At 34.9% G+C, this 15,954-nt stretch carries 13 protein-coding genes; 4 read left to right on the top strand and 9 right to left on the bottom strand.

Annotation, left to right across the window (positions count from 1 at the left end; all coding sequences use genetic code 11):
- Positions 1-15: 15 nt before the first annotated feature.
- From ORI89_RS07145 to ORI89_RS07170, 6 genes are all read right to left on the bottom strand, one after another.
- Positions 16-2,226, bottom strand: a complete 2,211-nt coding sequence (locus ORI89_RS07145; RefSeq protein WP_268229759.1) for a hypothetical protein — start codon at positions 2,224-2,226, stop codon at positions 16-18.
- 24 nt (positions 2,227-2,250) lie between these two features.
- Positions 2,251-3,429 carry a sialidase family protein gene (locus tag ORI89_RS07150; protein ID WP_268229760.1) on the bottom strand — a complete coding sequence of 393 codons (1,179 nt, stop codon included), beginning with the start codon at positions 3,427-3,429 and terminating at the stop codon, positions 2,251-2,253.
- Between the two features lies 1 nt (position 3,430).
- Positions 3,431-5,194, bottom strand: a complete 1,764-nt coding sequence (locus tag ORI89_RS07155; RefSeq protein ID WP_268229761.1) for a purple acid phosphatase family protein — start codon at positions 5,192-5,194, stop codon at positions 3,431-3,433.
- An 18-nt stretch (positions 5,195-5,212) separates the two neighbouring features.
- Complete coding sequence (locus tag ORI89_RS07160) at positions 5,213-6,472, bottom strand: purple acid phosphatase family protein (protein WP_268229762.1); 1,260 nt, start codon at positions 6,470-6,472, stop codon at positions 5,213-5,215.
- A 68-nt stretch (positions 6,473-6,540) separates the two neighbouring features.
- Positions 6,541-7,752: an acyltransferase family protein gene (locus ORI89_RS07165; RefSeq protein WP_268229763.1), complete on the bottom strand. Its 1,212-nt coding sequence runs from the start codon at positions 7,750-7,752 to the stop codon at positions 6,541-6,543.
- A gap of 146 nt (positions 7,753-7,898) precedes the next feature.
- Complete coding sequence (locus ORI89_RS07170; RefSeq protein WP_268229764.1) at positions 7,899-8,819, bottom strand: dihydrodipicolinate synthase family protein; 921 nt, start codon at positions 8,817-8,819, stop codon at positions 7,899-7,901.
- A gap of 368 nt (positions 8,820-9,187) precedes the next feature.
- Between ORI89_RS07170 and ORI89_RS07175 the strand changes: the two genes are divergently transcribed.
- A complete protein-coding gene (locus tag ORI89_RS07175) occupies positions 9,188-10,072 on the top strand; it encodes an AraC family transcriptional regulator (RefSeq protein ID WP_268229765.1) in 885 nt (294 codons plus the stop codon).
- Between the two features lie 228 nt (positions 10,073-10,300).
- Here the strand turns inward: ORI89_RS07175 and ORI89_RS07180 are convergent, their stop codons facing one another.
- Positions 10,301-10,942: a nitroreductase family protein gene (locus ORI89_RS07180; RefSeq protein WP_268229766.1), complete on the bottom strand. Its 642-nt coding sequence runs from the start codon at positions 10,940-10,942 to the stop codon at positions 10,301-10,303.
- Between the two features lie 626 nt (positions 10,943-11,568).
- Between ORI89_RS07180 and ORI89_RS07185 the strand changes: the two genes are divergently transcribed.
- Both ORI89_RS07185 and ORI89_RS07190 read left to right on the top strand, forming a co-directional pair.
- Positions 11,569-12,681, top strand: coding sequence for a DEAD/DEAH box helicase (locus ORI89_RS07185; RefSeq protein ID WP_268229767.1), 1,113 nt, complete (start codon positions 11,569-11,571; stop codon positions 12,679-12,681).
- A gap of 41 nt (positions 12,682-12,722) precedes the next feature.
- The gene (locus ORI89_RS07190) at positions 12,723-12,917 is read left to right on the top strand and encodes a cold-shock protein (RefSeq protein WP_268229768.1); all 195 of its coding nucleotides are present in this window, start codon (positions 12,723-12,725) and stop codon (positions 12,915-12,917) included.
- An 83-nt stretch (positions 12,918-13,000) separates the two neighbouring features.
- Here ORI89_RS07190 and ORI89_RS07195 read toward each other — a convergent pair whose 3' ends face one another.
- Positions 13,001-13,981 carry a diaminopimelate dehydrogenase gene (locus tag ORI89_RS07195; protein ID WP_268229769.1) on the bottom strand — a complete coding sequence of 327 codons (981 nt, stop codon included), beginning with the start codon at positions 13,979-13,981 and terminating at the stop codon, positions 13,001-13,003.
- Positions 13,982-14,216: 235 nt separating this feature from the next.
- A complete protein-coding gene (locus ORI89_RS07200; RefSeq protein ID WP_268229770.1) occupies positions 14,217-14,495 on the bottom strand; it encodes a GNAT family N-acetyltransferase in 279 nt (92 codons plus the stop codon).
- 332 nt (positions 14,496-14,827) lie between these two features.
- Here ORI89_RS07200 and ORI89_RS07205 point away from each other — a divergent pair, with 332 nt between their 5' ends.
- Entirely contained in the window at positions 14,828-15,949 is a 1,122-nt protein-coding gene (locus ORI89_RS07205; RefSeq protein ID WP_268229771.1) for a CofH family radical SAM protein, read from the top strand.
- Positions 15,950-15,954: the final 5 nt, after the last annotated feature.

Genomic DNA, 15,954 nt, shown 5'->3' on the forward strand with positions numbered 1-15,954 from the left:
CCAAAAGAAATTACATTACTTAATTACTTCCAGGTATCTCCCCATCCAATAGGGTAATAACCAAATATCCCCAGCACTACATTCAGATCGACCATCACCACTGCCATCTAATCCAAATCTATTTGCATTATGTCTTGATATACGGAGTTCAGAAGGAGGCAATACTTCTTTCGTAAATTGATTTCTAAAGTTTTCTTCTATAAACTGAATATCTTTTCTATTGCTATTAGTTATCGTCCAATCCACAAGATCTAAAGGGTATTTTTGCAAATACCAGACAGCATCACCCAAACCAAATTCTGAAACACCGGTAAGAGCAGTCATGATATTCCACAGCCCATCTTTCTCTGGTTTTTCCGCTTCCCAATGATCCAAAATTGTCTCTTTATACTTTAATTTCAGTTCATCTGTAAAAGCATATCTATACAAGCCCCAATAACCTAAGAAATACATTTCATCATCAGAGTGATTCCAATGTGTTGATAGCAATTGACTAAGATCATCCTGACTATCACCTGCTTTAGCAATATCACTCATTGGACGCATGAGATTTTCTAGATATCCGTGTTTATCCATTAACTCATAAGCTTTATCTTTAAATACATCTTTCTTTGTAAAATGATAAGCTGTTTGTAGCATAGCTATAATATTTGATGAGTTCAATTTTCTATCACCTATATTTTTAGCAAAACTGTTCACATATTCAGGGTTCCAACGTCCCCATAAAGTAGGTTTACCATCAAAATCAACGAGGTACATATCATTTTCAATGATGTGCGTCATCATTGAATCGATCAAGCGAATCGCCTGTTGTTTTACCTCAACATCGTCTATAAGTTCTGCTGCAGCTCCATATACAAATATATGTCCTATTGCCTCATCACTACTAGTCGTTGATTTCCAATCCCAGTCTTCTTCATGTGATTTCAACCAGTGCTCGGGACCACCTAGCAATTCTTTATGCCCTGTGCGTTCATAGGATCGTGCGGCAAAGCCTTTCACAGGATTAATTGTAAATAGTCTTTCCATAGCATCCAACGATTCTCTACAGTTTTGTAAAGCCTCTTTATCTTTTGTTACAGCATAACGAAATACCTGGGATCCTAGATACATAGAAGTCCATAATCCATCATTATCTGAGTCCTCCATATATCCCATTCCCAAGTTGCCATCAACCATCCCACGAACAGTAGCATTAAAGCCATTCCTTATATGTCTCTGCCGAACTTGCTTCTCATAAAACGTTGCTTTATCTGCTAATGTCATCTCTTTGAAAACAATTTGAGAAAGACCTTTTTCTGTGAGCAGCAACACATCATCATTTCCCATTGCTGATATTTTCAAAACACTGTCGTCAACCAACCAACGTTTACTCGCATAATAAGCAATTTGATCTTCACTGTTTATTTTAAACGCTCCAGCCTTACTGCCAACCCATAAATCATTGCCTATGGATTTTACATAAGTAAGATCTAACGAAGGTAGTTTGTCTAAAACACGGATTTTCTGAAAATTATCGTCCAGATATATTAAGCCCTTTTTATGATGTGCTAACACAAGCTTCCCTTGATATTCAGTTATTGCAGCCAAAGCATCACCAACATATACTTCTTTTACTTCACCAGACAATACATCTCCCTGATAAATATGCGCAGATGTTAACGCATAGAAAGTTGTAGGCTTCGAAGAAGATTGTATTATAGAAAGGACTGTCTCACCGTTTAATTCTTTATTCCAGACAACTTTTCCTCCTTGTACAAAATTAACTACAGAATTGCTATAAACTATAAAAGCGTCTTTTTGATACGGGACAAACCCCTTAGGATTAACAACATGGTGTTCTACAAATAAACTTCCAGCCCATGCATTACTAAAAATATGCTTACTATCGAGATAAACAAACTGTTTATCCACCTCCTCTATAGAAACAATATTTTTATCAGACATGAATCTATAAGAATTGTCTTCAACCACTTTACCTGGCCATAACAATTCTCCATTTGTCAGTCGCAACAAACCTTTATTACTCAAAATCTGAATATTCTCATTGCGGTCAATGCCCATATTAAGCAACACACCGTCACCGTCATATTTATATTTGACCGCATAATCCTGTATATAGACTATATCTTCATGGTAAGGTAGATTCTGTTTTTGATTCTTTCCTGACTTGCAGCCCAGAAAAAGACATAAAAAAATCAATAATATTAATGTTAGCTTCTTCATAATTTGTATATTTTAAAATATCGGTTAACGTTCTATTTTATCGGGATCAATCATTGTATAAATGATTGATTTCTGCTGTCCTGTTTTATGATGTGAATAAGTTAAGTGCACCTTACCATCTTGACCGACAATCATAGCTGGATAAGAATATCTTCCTTTATCTTTAGTATCATTAATAAGATGGTGAGCAAACTTCCAAGAAGCCCCCTCATCATTAGATTGGTACAAGGATAATTTATAACGCTCACTATCTGTATCATTAAGGACCAATAACCATCTACCATCTCTAAGCTTCACTATATCAAGACTTGCACTACTTGGCATATCTGTTTTTTCAGAGACTGACCATGTTTGCCCTTTATCTTTTGATATACTTTTATGCATACGAGAAGGAGCATCACCAGAATCTCTCATATATGCCACGATATCACCATTAAGCTTACTAATTAATGTTGGCTGTATATTTCCTCTACCTACAATAGGCATACTACTTTTCCATGTTTCACTATTGTCCTGACTAATTGCTATCATAGAAAAATTAAGTCCGTCTGAATATATTGGTAACAATATTTTACTATCCTCAAGTATCAAAGGCTTAATTCTCGTCATCCAACCAAAAGATCGCTTCATAAGATCTTTACTGGCCGATATAATCATATCATCATAACGAGGCGCATATTCAGCCCAACCTCTGCCTAAATTTGGGAGCTGCTTAAATTTTTCACGAACCTCCGTGACAAACTCGTCTCCTGGCTTTAACAGTATATTATCCTGCCATTGCCAACTCACCTTCTCTCCCATAAAATCCGTTGTTGATTTAACCTTCAAGATCGAATATTCCCATCTATTAGCCTGTACAGCTATCCAAATTAAAAAAAGCTTACCGCCATTTAAATAAAGAACAGGGTTACAATCAGGTAACCCCTCTGTATCTGCAAGCAAATAAGGACTAGACCACTTTTTTGTCCTTTGTGAAAACTTTGAAGCCATAATTCGGACATCATCAGCTGTTCGTTCGCCCGAGCCTTGAAACCACGAGGTTAAAAGATCTCCATCAGGTAGTTCTACAATAGAGCTTCCATGAACATGCTCTTCCTGAAGAGGAAAAATAAGGCTTTGTTGAACCACAGTAGAATGTGATTGCTGTGCCGAAGCAAAAGTTACTCCCAGCATAAACAAAATAACTATAAAAGTATTCTTCATATTAATTGGTTTTCGTTATTCTAAATTCATCTATTTTAGTCCCTAAGCTATCTATACTAGTTAAGTACAAACTAGAATTATCTACTTTTACATGCTGATATAAATACCCCTTATGTACACCAAAACATCCTTTTTTTACTTCCATTTCATCGTCCTTCTCTTTAGTCCCGACAGACATTACATATACTGGATGTTTAAGTGTATCGTTATCTACAGCCGTTCGGTAGTAATAATGAAAATGCCCAGTTAGTACTAAATCCACTTCGTAACGATCAAATAAACGCCCTAAACCTTCCGAAATTTCATTATAATCTGCTTCTTCTGTATGCGGTGCAAAATGAAACACAGCTACTTTAAATCGTTCTTTGCTATTTTTAAGCAGGTTTTCAACCCAAGCCTCTTGATCCTTTACCGAGAAAGTAACTATATCTAACATCAGGAAAAAAGTATTGCCGTAAACAAAATTATAACTTAATCCCTTCGGTAAATTATTGGGTCCATTATGTGGATAGCTTAGCTGTTTTAAATACATATTGGGGAAAAGCCCTTCCTGACTATCATGATTACCTGGAACAGCCATAAAAGGCTTGTCCTTCATTATAGGCCTAGCAGCAGCTAATAACCTATCCCATTGGTCTCTATATTGTCCTGTATTTACTAAATCACCGACTTGCAAATAAAATTTAGCATTGGGATACATCGCTTTCCATCGCGGCAAATTCTTTCCCCATTGTTCATCATTATGTATATCACCAAACCATCCAAATTCAAAAATTCCATCTCCTGAATCCGTAGTAAACATTTGGCTTTCTATTTCTATATCATCCGAAACAACCGTAAATTCATAGGTACTTCCAGGTTTAAGCTTTTCAAGTTTAACATGATATCTTTTAACATCGGGATTATTTGACAATAACACATCACTAATTATGGTTTCCTTACCTTCTGCCATAATAGTATCCTGACTTCCTTTCTCCCAATATTTCATCATACTCTTACTTACATCCATACTTGTTCTCCAGCTGATATTGAGTGTAGTCCGAGGATCATCAGTCCATGTCCGTATAAATTGATCTGGTATATTGGCAGCGGGAAAGTCTGTTCGCCGAAAAGCATCTATAAGATGAGCCTCTCTTGACCTTCCTCGATTTGTTGGTAATATGTATCCTCCTTTAAAAGAATCTGGCATTTGAGTTAAAGTAAGTTCATCCCAATCATGATAAATTACACTTCCTCTCTCAACAGGGTTGACTTCTTGAGCAATAGGCCATATGGGAGTTAGCTCAATATCTTTTTCATCATCCAGCCCTTTAACAATAACAAAATAAACATACCTATGTCTATCAAAACCGTTAATTCCTAGACGAACTCGCCCTTTTTCAAATGTTTTGCTCCAGACTTCATAAGTAACATTATCGTTATTAACGGTATCCGAAGTTTTTTGAAACTTACGCTGAGGCAACCAAAAAGGCAATTCTCTTTGTCTTATGTCTCGACAGATAAAAACCTCAACATCTGTAGAAACATCAAAAACCCAATAATCATTGGCTAATACTTCCAGCTCATCTGCAGTAAAATAGCTCATAACTCCCTGTTGATTTATCTGCTCAAAATCACCAACTTGATCCGAATCATAAATTCGCCTTATTGCTAGGTCAATAACACGCTCTATCTTGTTTTCTTCTATAGGTTCAGTAGCGCAAGACTGAAGTGATATCCCACCCCAGCAGACAACAGCTAGCTGTAAACACAATCTATAAAACATACTATACATCGCTCATAGTTAATAACTAATGGTATTTCGATTTCCTTTTTTAAGAATAGTGAAAGAATCCATAAGATCACCATTAACTTTATATGAAGAAAATATCAACTTATTATTATCTATCTCTATTCCGTGAAATAATTGAGTAAAACTTGCCGACCTGTCCATCCAATCCGCTTCTTTTACTACACTCATTTTGGGGCCAGAAACAGATACTACATAAGTAGCGTGAGATTCACGAGTATCAAGCATAGCTATTTTCTCCTTGCCCCTTGCGTATGTATGATCATGACCTTGCAATACAAGATCTACTTTAAATTCATCAATTAGCGGTTTAACAAGTGAACGCAATTCTACATTATCCCTATTCTTCTTTGTAGAGTAGATGGGGTGGTGAAAAAGCATAATTAACCATTTTTGGTTATTAGTGATTAATACTTTTCTCAGCCACTCCATCTGGCTATCTCTATCTTTTTCATAGGTATTGAACATTTCTGTATTAAAAACTACAAAACGTACATTCTTAACATCTACATAATAAGAGGTACCTTCTAACCCATCAGCACCATTACTAGGCACTTTGAATTGCTTATTCCAATATGCAGAAATTTCATATTTTCCAAATTCAGAATCACCATGATCATGATTTCCTGCTGCAGGCATTATAGGAATTGCTTGATGCATGTTTCCACTTGCTTCAAACCATTCTTCCCACTCATTTAGATTATTGCCCCTGTTAACAATATCTCCTGCGTAAAGTATTATTTCGGCATCTGGCACTGACTTCACGGCCTGCTTTGCAACTCTTGTCCATAGATTTTTTATGTTAGATTGAACATCTCCAAAATAAATAAACTTTAATTTTTCTTCTTTATCGTTTATTGTTTTAAAATTTATCCACTCGCTCCATTTATGGTCATTACCCACACGATAAGCATAAGTAGTATGGGGTTGTAACTCCTTGATTAGCGCAGAGTGATGCCAAGTTTTCATCCCCTTAAAATCTAAAAGTTCTGACTTTGAGACTACCGTATAAGCCGAATCCTCTATATTAAACAGTGAATTTTCCTTAACAAACTGTATTTTACTAATTGGCACACTTACTGATGTACGCCAACTTACTGATACGCTAGTCGCCATATCTTCTGTTACACTTAATACAATTTGATCAGGAGTATTATCTACTATTGCATCTTCAGACTGCCCAACGCAAAGAACTCGAAAGAGCAATAGCGAAAAAAAGAGCATAAGAGTGCGTTTATTGAAAAATAACATCATATTAGTTTGTTCTAATTAGTAGTTCTTTGCAATCAGCTTATGTACTGATAATCCGTCTATAATAGAGATTATACTTTTATATAAATTTTATTTTTATCCAATAGATACCCTATTACCCACATAAGGCCTAAAAAACAAAGCGAATAAAATAACGAACCAAACTCTGGAGGCCCTGGTACTTTAGTACATACCTCATTATAAAAGAAGTCCAATAGATTACTACTTCCTGTTGATAAACCATCAGCGGATCTATGTGGGATAATAATCAATTCTAAAAGACCTGGAATCATGCTACTCATAATATAAATGAATAGAGGATTTTTGCCAAAAACATCAAAAAAACGCATCAAACCATTTCGGTGTTGACCAATCTCTATATACCAAATAGCGACACCTAAAGTTAATACAGCCAAACCTGTTGTATAAAAAACATACGAACTTGTCCATATTTTCTTATTAATAGGAAATCCTAAAGACCAAGTCCATCCTATCAATAAAACAATGAAACCAGTAACCATAATAGTACATAGCATGCTATAATTTGTTGGGGAAATGATAGGCATCTTTTTCCAAATCCAATCTACCCTCCCTTTTTCCAAAATAAACAAACCTATTAAATAACCAAAAAGTACTTGTACCACCGATGTCATGGTACTCATAATCCCCTCTGGCTCAAACGCAACACCTTCACCATGATACATATGAACTTGCCCGATTATAAATTTATCGACATTGTTTCCAAACCACCCTTCCAGAGAATAAGGTTCCGTTCCTCCAAACATAAGACACAAACCCCAATACAATACCAGTAATACGACAGAGATATAAATAATCTTTCTAGGTTTAAAAAAACAAGCAATTATAGATGCAAAAAAATAGGCTAAGGCGATACGTTGTAAAACTCCCAAAACACGGACACCCTGAGTGATATTTTCGCTTTCATTCCAGGTTTTAAAATAAAGTGCATTATTATACCATTCGAAAAATGGCCACCAATTTAAAAACAAACCTATTCCAAAAATAATTAAAGTACGCTTCAACACTTTTTTCCAAAATATATTTAATCCTGCACTTTTTAATTTAGGCATAACAAATGCCATCGCATTTCCTACCGCAAAAAGAAAAAAAGGAAAAACTAAATCTGTTGGTGTGCAACCGTGCCACTTTGCATGTAACAAGGGAGAAAAAACATGTTCCCACGTACCCGGATTATTTACTAATATCATAAGCGCAACAGTTGCTCCTCTAAAAACATCCAAAGAATAATAACGTTCTTTCATTATATATAACTTTAAATTATCGACATATCTTAAATATCGCCTAATACTAATGTACTATACACCACTCCTACATGCATCAATTAAAAACACTCTTTCAAAAATAGCTTTTATTGATATTTCACCCTACACATTATACCCCACACTTATTATGCGATATTTGTCATTAGTTCCGTATACTCTACCCAAAGTTTGTTTAAACTGTCCCTCAACTCTATGGTCAAACCAAAATCTCCCCTTCTCACTTTAGTTGGAAAATCAGGAATACGATGTTTTACCATAAATTTTGCAACCTTCGGATACCCATCATGCATTAAATGCATATTCTTTGTAAAAAAATCCTGTACAGCTTTAACTTCTTTCTTTTTATCTATTCGATAGTAATTATCACATAACCAAACGACTAGATCGGGGAAATAATTACCTTGTATACATGACAAACCTGCAGATCCCGCTGTTAAAGATTCTACAGCATGCACCATATAAGCATCATACAATCCAAAAGCATCTTCATGCTTTGTTTTTTCTATTTTATCTCGAACCATAGCTATATCCAGACAAGTGTCTTTATGGTAAATTACACGTCCTGTATCAACAAACCTAGATAGTTGATCAGCCGAAACTATCCTTTTAAAAGGATCTGGACATTCGTATAATCCCATTGGAATCCGTTCTGTATATTCTAAAAGTTGAAAAAATCGTTCTTCAAAAATTTTAGAGGCTTCAGATTCTTCCGCCAACATATTACTAATAACAATCGTAGCTGTAATTCCGGTATCATACATTCTCTTAACAAAGTCTGCCTGCTCTAAAACACCACCACCAAAAGTAGCTGTCGCCACTACCGGGACTCTACCATTGACAACTTTTACTACATGTTGTGTTAAAGCCAAACGTTCTTCTGGTAGTAGATCAAACATTTCACTTGACAAACAATTTGCAAAAAGCCCTCCTACACCTTTTTCAATATAATCCTCTATCAAAATTGTTAACATACCAAAATCAATACTACCATCATCATTAAAAGGCGTTAGCATGACGGGAATGAAGTCTTTTTTATTTTTGTTCATAAATGAGTATTAGTTTAAATTGTATAAACCAAAGGTATAAATCACAACAAACCATTTATTCTAGTTTTTTCGCAGAGATTTGTACAATCTTACCGTGATTCAAAAAGATATAAGTTATAAGAATGGCAACCTTGATAAAAATATATAGGGAAAATCATAGTTTAAACATAATTCTAGCACTAAACGAGGAAAAAGTAAACACTATCGTTAGAGATTAAGAGTATATTAAGTTTAAAGACCACTGTTATTATTTTTTTGTTTTCACAAAAGCATTAATTATCTTTATGTCGTGCCTTAATAAACAATCTTATGTGTGATTCAGTGCCGTTACAACCAATTCTTATCATATAAACTTTTATTTACATGTTATGAAACCACAATTTCATAGAGTTCCTGTACCAGCCTTATCTTCATTTAGTATACGCCATGATAAAACAGCAAATTTTGGCTCAGAATGGCATTATCACCCTGAATTGGAATTACATTATGTTATTCAGGGCGAAGGTGTGCGCTTAATAGGTGATAACATAAGTAATTTTTCATCGGGAGAACTTATACTACTTGGTGAGAATCTTCCACATATGTGGCAAAGCAATGAGAGCTACTATCAAAGTAACCCTTCTCGAAAAGTTGAAGCTATGATTTTTCATTTTCTACCCTATTGCCTAGGTCAGGACTTTCTATCTCTTCCCGAAGCTTATCTACTACCGGTCTTATTTGAAAAAGCAAAGAAGGGAATGTCCATCTATGGAGATTCAAAAAAAAGGATCATAGATCTTATGATGGAAGGACAAGATGCTTCCGAATTTAAAAGGCTACTGATATTAATATCTACTTTAAAAATATTGGCCGAAACAACGGAATACTTTAACATTGCTACTCCGCACGCCTTTTACAAAAACACAGATGATAATGTCGTAGATCGAATTAATAAAGTCTGTAGCTATTCATTAATTAACTTTAAAAAGGAAATCACATTAGAAGAAATCGCTAGCATAGCAAATCTTAGCGTCACGTCGTTTTGTAGATATTTTAAAACTATAACTAAGAAAACCTATTATGATTTCCTCATTGAAATAAGAGTTAGCCATGCCTGTCGTATGCTTATTGAAGATCTGCAACCGACAGAAATAATATGTTTTGAATGTGGTTTCAATAACGTTTCAAATTTTTATAGACATTTCAAAAAGATAACCAATATGACCCCTTTAGAATATAAACGAAAATACCATTCTAAAAAACTAACCATATAGTAACTAGAATTGACCTCCATATGTCTATGTCGTTTTACTTATATAGAACATGCTTTCTAAATTTGTTTGAGACTTTTTATAAATAGTCATACTGCCGAACAAACATCCTATATATAAGAGTTATACCATAATGTACTACACCGACCATCAAAATATAAAAAATGGAGCGTTACTTATTAAGTAGCACTCCATTCCGAATAATAAAACACAAAGCTTTATTAAAAAAAGTTATTTGTTTTTTGCCCATAAAACAAATTCATTCATTTCATTTCTAACCTTTTTCATTGAAGCTAACCAATCCCTATCGGGGTCACTATAGCCTAGGTACATAATATTTACGCTTTTAAGCCCAAGCTCCCGTAAGTTTAACACCTCATCAAAAACATCATTATTAAATCCCTCTGCAGGGGTACTATCAATTCGCAATTCTGCAGCTTGCGCTAGTGCCAGCCCTAAAGCAATATAAGTTTGACGTGCCGCATGCTCAAAATGTCGTTCTTTTTCCTGGTTGCCATACAATTTCTTCAACATATCCGTGTAGCTATTGAAGCGACCTTGTGGTAAGCCTCGTTCCTCTGTAGTTTTATCATACATTGTGTCAATTCTTTCCGAGCTGTATTCATCCCAGGCAGCAAAAACTAATACATATGAGCAGTCTCTCAAACACTCAGGATTAAATATCCCCTCCATCAATCTCTCTCTAACACCTTTATCTTCCACAACAATTACACGGAAAGGCTGCAAACCTGATGAAGTAGGAGCTAAACGTGCTGCCTCTAAAATTTTCGACAAATCTTCTTTACTAACCTTTTTTGTTGGATCATATGCTTTTGTAGCATGCCTCCATTTCAAATCCTCTATTAATGACATAATTTTATTAATTTATCTAAGCTAAGCTTTACCACTTTATTTTTACTCACCTATTTTACAACAAAATACTATGTTGCTATAATCTCTTACAAGCTCAAAGATAATAATGCCATTAATGCCCTACAAAGATTAGCCAAGAGAGCAACAATACTATGACAGAAAAAAAACATATGTACTAATCATACACTAGCATTAATTTCTCCATTTAACTTAGTTAACCTTACAAAACTGATTTTTTATAATAGTGATAGAGTCGTATCTAGCCCATAAATCGGAAGAGATATTCAAAATAAAACGAATTAAAAAAACTAAAACAATACTTTATAATAATAATTCATGTATCTTTGCATTGTAATGGGCCTCTGCCTACGCTTTTTCTGAAACTGTTTAGTTAAATCTTTTCATTCAGTCTTCGCTTTTCAGCTGCCAATTTATTATTATCACATTGATATGTATACAACTGGCAATATATGCTGCGTAAGAAATAGAAGAAAAACTGCAACTCACCTTTGTTCATTTAGCAAAATAACTTCTTGTTTTAATAATCGATCAAAAGAATATGAGTTAAAAAAGGCTTTAAACCTATAAATCATATCATATAGTTAAAAGGCCTTTAATATTAAAAGATGACATTTCAAGAATTAGGATTAGCTGATCCTATATTAAAAGCAATAAGCTCGGTTGGTTATACCCAAACGACAGAGATACAAAGACGCGCAATACCGATTCTTTTGAAAGGAAAAGATATTATAGGTTGTGCACAAACAGGAACTGGAAAAACAGCAGCATTTGCTATTCCAATTTTACATTTACTATCCAAAGAACCAAAACATCGCCATAAAGCTCCAAAAGCCCTTATTCTTGCACCGACACGTGAATTAGCAATACAAATAGGAGATAGCTTTTTACAGTACGCCAAATATTTGGATATAAAACAAACAGTTATTTTTGGCGGAGTTTCTCCTACAAAACAAATAGAGCAATTAAAAAATGGTGTTGACATCATCATTGCTACTCCTGGTAGGCTACTCGATCTATTTAATCAAGGTTTTATAGTTTTTAGAGATATTCGTTTTCTTGTTTTAGATGAAGCTGATAACATGTTAGACATGGGCTTTATCCATGACATCAAAAAGGTTTTAAAACAAATCCCTCAGAAACGACATACTTTGTTTTTCTCAGCTACTATGCCTCCGCCAATTCGAAAGTTTGCAAATAGCATATTAATGCAACCTGAAGAAATAAACGTTACACCTGTATCATCAACAGCTCAAACTGTTGAGCAATTTGTTTATTTTGTGGAAAAAAAGGACAAAGTAGCGTTGCTACTAAAGATCATGGCTGAACACCGTATCGAACAGACTTTAGTCTTTACTAGAACCAAACATGGTGCGGATCGATTAGCTAAACAATTGGCGAAAAAAGATGTAAGCGTAGCGAGCATACACGGTAATAAATCGCAAAACGCACGACAAAAAGCATTACAAGACTTTCGCAAGGGTTCGGTGCACCTGCTTATAGCTACAGATATAGCTGCAAGAGGGATAGATATTGAAAAGCTACCTTACGTTATCAATTATGATCTTCCAAATGATGCCGAAACCTACGTGCATAGAATCGGCCGTACGGGAAGAGCCGGCAAATCAGGTGCCGCCTTTTCTTTCTGTAGTGAAGAACAAAAAAAGGAATTACAAAGTATACAAAAGCTAATTGGTTTCCAATTAACAGTTTTAGAATAATTAAAATTTAAAATTCATTAATAAATAAATACAATAACACAATGCAAGAAGGAACAGTAAAATTTTTCAACGTTACAAAAGGATTCGGTTTTATCACACCTGCTAATGGTGGTCAAGACGTATTTGTACATTCTTCAGGATTAATAGATGATATCCGTGAAAATGACAGCGTTACATTTGATGTTGAAAACGGAAAAAAAGGACTTAACGCTGTTAATGTAAAAGTAGTAGGATAATTACCTACTCAAGCTACAACAGTAAAGCTACTTTAAAAAAGCCCATTAATACGTATTTAATGGGCTTTATTTATATCTATAAACTACAGCAACTCAGCTCTAAGTTGTTCGGGTGATTTGGGTGATAAATATCCTAATGGCACATCAAAAACAGTTCTTGCACCAACTTGGCCTTCTTTAGCCATTTTTCCAACTGCACGAGCATACGCTACTAAGACACTAGCTGTAAATTCTGGATTACTTTCTAAGGCCAAACTAAATTCAACTCTTTGTTTTGCACCACTACCTGTCACACCCGATCTGAATACAATCCCTCCATGCGGCATTGTGTTGTGATTCTTGCTTAATTCATCTTCGTCAATAAAATATACAGTTGTTTTATAATCCGCAAAGTAATGAGGCATCGAGGTAATCGATCTCTCAATCTCCTTCAAATCTGCACCGTCCTCGGCCACAACATAACAAACCCTTTCGTGCCTTTCTGCTGCCGATAGATTAGGATTATCACCCTGACGCACCTGCTGTAATGCCTCTTCTATAGGAATTGTGTATTGAACACCGTTTTTCACGCCCTTAACACGACGAACTGCATCTGAGTGTCCTTGACTCAACCCTTTGCCCCAAAAAGTATAATCAGTACCTTCAGGGAGGATACTCTGACCTAACAATCGAGCGATTGAAAATAACCCTGGATCCCACCCTGTAGATATCAAACTCAATTTACTACTGCTTCTAGCACATTTGTCCACTGCTACAAAGTAATCTGGTATTTTAGCATGGGTATCGAAACTATCCACTGTATTAAATATTTTAGATACTTCAATTACTTGTTCAGGCAGGTCTTGGGAGGAACCTCCACATAAAATCATGACATCTACTTTATCTTTATACAGATGTAATTCATTCATAGCTATAAACAAAGTCCCCCCCCCAAGAGAGCTTGGATCTCTTCTTGAAAAAATCCCCACAAGCTCTAAATCTTGACTTTGCTCAATAGCTAGCTGTACTCCTTTTCCTAAATTGCCATAGCCTATAATACCTATTCTCAAAACCTCTTTTTCCATTACTGTTACAATAACTTTGATTCTTATAAAAAAATAATCTCATCAAATCCGAAAATGATGTTGATTAATAAGTCTTTTCTCTTAAGAATAGCAATTACTATCTACCTAGAAAAGACTAGTTGACGAATTTAAATAAAATCGAACAAAATCTACAGTATTATTTATATCTGTTGATAACAAAAAGTAATCAAACTAGCTTAGTAATGTTCAAACCCTATAATTATAGTTTATCGCACTAATTGCCAGCTAAAAGTTCAGCATGCTCTGGGTAACGATCAAAAACAATAGCTGCAAATGAACATTCTGGTTTAATTTTCAGGGTCTGATTTTGCGCTTGGTCAATTGTTGCTAACACTAGATCCTCTGCAATCTTATTTCCTCTATAATAGGGTTCAACTTCGGTATGCGTTATTATCAAAAAACCATCTTCAATTTTATAGACCAATTTTCCAATCTGCACTTCATCATTTAAGGCCAACCATTCCTTCTGCTCTTCTACATGTATTAATTCCATAATAATTATATATTTAAAAACTGAATTCCAGACATTAAATGCTATTAATTCAGTGTGTAATGAATAAATAACTGCACCTAAATGCATCTACCATAATAATAACGTCAAAACAACTATTCTTATTTTACAAAAAACTATTGGTTACATATATATATACATTCTATAAAATACTAAACGGGTATAAAGCTAATTTTATAAATGTGTCTCAAATATAAACAAATATCTTAAAAACAAATTTTTACCAAAGCACTCAACTTGATTAAATGTTGAGAAAGACTAAAGTAAAATATAACATTTCTCGCTAAAAAAAATCCTATGTATATTTGCTATTAATGAATGTAGACAACTTACTTACACGAGCCTTAAACTTCGATTTTCTATCTAAAGAAGAAGGTATATACTTATACCATCATGCTGCTACATCGGACCTCACTTATATAGCAAATGAACTTCGTAAAATACAAGTTCCTCATGGTAAAGTTACATGGCAAATTGATAGAAATGTCAATACAACAAATGTTTGTATTGCAAACTGTAAATTTTGCAATTTTTTCCGTCGTCCTGGTCATGAAGAAAGCTATATTACTAATATAGAGACTTATAAAGAAAAAATTGAAGAGACGCTTCGTTATGGAGGAGATCAATTATTACTACAAGGTGGTCATCATCCTGAATTGGGTTTAGACTTTTATGCCAATTTATTTAAGCAGTTAAAGCAACTTTATCCAGAACTTAAATTACATGCGTTAGGTCCACCAGAAATAGCACATGTGTCAAAACTAGAAGGATTATCACATACAGAGGTATTGACAACACTACAAAAAGCGGGGTTAGACTCTCTACCTGGAGCTGGAGCTGAGATATTAAACGACAGAGTTCGTAGATTAATTTCAAAAGGTAAATGTGGTGGGCAAGAATGGCTTGATGTTATGCGAGCTGCACATAAAATAAATCTTCCAACCTCTGCAACTATGATGTTTGGACATATTGAAACAATAGATGAACGTTTTGAACATCTTGTCTGGATAAGAGAAGTACAAAATGAAAAGCCGGCACGTGCGCATGGCTTCATAGCATTTATTCCTTGGCCTTTTCAAGACGATGGCACCTTGCTAAAACGTCTTCGGGGAATAACAAACAATGTAACCGGTGAAGAATATGTTAGAATGATTGCCTTATCCCGCATCATGCTACCAAATATTAAAAATATACAGGCTTCATGGTTAACTGTAGGTAAACGAACGGCTCAACTGTGCTTACACGCAGGAGCAAATGATTTTGGCTCTATTATGATTGAAGAGAATGTCGTTTCGGCAGCAGGTGCACCGCACCGTTTCACGTCCAAATCGATACAAGAAACAATACTCCAAGCGGGCTTTGAGCCTCAACTCAGAACTCAAAAATACGAATTCAGAGAACTCCCAGATATGGAAGAACAAATTATTAATTACTAAGAGTA

This window comes from Sphingobacterium sp. UT-1RO-CII-1 (genome assembly GCF_026711005.1).
Classification (GTDB): domain Bacteria; phylum Bacteroidota; class Bacteroidia; order Sphingobacteriales; family Sphingobacteriaceae; genus Sphingobacterium.

Bases quoted from the DNA above. Each gene is read 5' to 3' on its own strand.
- ORI89_RS07145 (WP_268229759.1), bottom strand. From the start codon at position 2,226: ATGAAGAAGCTAACATTAATATTATTGATTTTTTTATGTCTTTTTCTG.
- ORI89_RS07150 (WP_268229760.1), bottom strand. From the start codon at position 3,429: ATGAAGAATACTTTTATAGTTATTTTGTTTATGCTGGGAGTAACTTTT.
- ORI89_RS07155 (WP_268229761.1), bottom strand. From the start codon at position 5,194: ATGTTTTATAGATTGTGTTTACAGCTAGCTGTTGTCTGCTGGGGTGGG.
- ORI89_RS07160 (WP_268229762.1), bottom strand. From the start codon at position 6,472: ATGATGTTATTTTTCAATAAACGCACTCTTATGCTCTTTTTTTCGCTA.
- ORI89_RS07165 (WP_268229763.1), bottom strand. From the start codon at position 7,752: ATGAAAGAACGTTATTATTCTTTGGATGTTTTTAGAGGAGCAACTGTT.
- ORI89_RS07170 (WP_268229764.1), bottom strand. From the start codon at position 8,819: ATGAACAAAAATAAAAAAGACTTCATTCCCGTCATGCTAACGCCTTTT.
- ORI89_RS07175 (WP_268229765.1), top strand. From the start codon at position 9,188: ATGAAACCACAATTTCATAGAGTTCCTGTACCAGCCTTATCTTCATTT.
- ORI89_RS07180 (WP_268229766.1), bottom strand. From the start codon at position 10,942: ATGTCATTAATAGAGGATTTGAAATGGAGGCATGCTACAAAAGCATAT.
- ORI89_RS07185 (WP_268229767.1), top strand. From the start codon at position 11,569: ATGACATTTCAAGAATTAGGATTAGCTGATCCTATATTAAAAGCAATA.
- ORI89_RS07190 (WP_268229768.1), top strand. From the start codon at position 12,723: ATGCAAGAAGGAACAGTAAAATTTTTCAACGTTACAAAAGGATTCGGT.
- ORI89_RS07195 (WP_268229769.1), bottom strand. From the start codon at position 13,981: ATGGAAAAAGAGGTTTTGAGAATAGGTATTATAGGCTATGGCAATTTA.
- ORI89_RS07200 (WP_268229770.1), bottom strand. From the start codon at position 14,495: ATGGAATTAATACATGTAGAAGAGCAGAAGGAATGGTTGGCCTTAAAT.
- ORI89_RS07205 (WP_268229771.1), top strand. From the start codon at position 14,828: ATGAATGTAGACAACTTACTTACACGAGCCTTAAACTTCGATTTTCTA.